Here is a 421-nt window from a genome sequence, read left to right on the forward strand (position 1 = left end):
TTGGGGTGGTGAAGAGTTTATTGTTTTTTGCCCTGAAACCGAAGCTGGCGAAGCGCAGAGAAAGGCAGAGAAAATCCGACTTTTGGTTAGCCAACATCTTTGGATTCATGGGGATTCTCTCACTTGCAGTATCGGCATTGCCGAGATGAAACAAGAGCGGGTGACAGAGACCATTGCCCGCGCTGATGAAGCCTTATATCAAGCGAAGCATTCAGGGCGAAATCAGGTGATCTTGAGCCACTAATCGGAAGTAGAGTTTATTGGTTTATAAGCCACACGTGCATATGTGACGTGTGGCGTTTTTATGGTTCTTATCCCAATAGCCAAAACAAAAAAGGTGGCGCGGGGCCACCAAAACGGAAAAGTGTTTCTTGTTTTTAGATGCCCGTTTGGCTGATCTTGCTAGTTAAACTGATCTTGT

1 protein-coding gene is annotated in these 421 nt (G+C 45.8%); it reads left to right on the forward strand.

The window, feature by feature from the left end:
* Positions 1-244, forward strand: a 244-nt coding sequence (locus tag AB4232_RS22330) for a GGDEF domain-containing protein (RefSeq protein ID WP_372069796.1), incomplete at its 5' end; no start/stop codon positions are given.
* Positions 245-421: the final 177 nt, after the last annotated feature.

The organism is Vibrio sp. 10N.286.46.A8 (genome assembly GCF_041470165.1).
Taxonomy (GTDB): Bacteria; Pseudomonadota; Gammaproteobacteria; order Enterobacterales; family Vibrionaceae; genus Vibrio; species Vibrio tasmaniensis_A.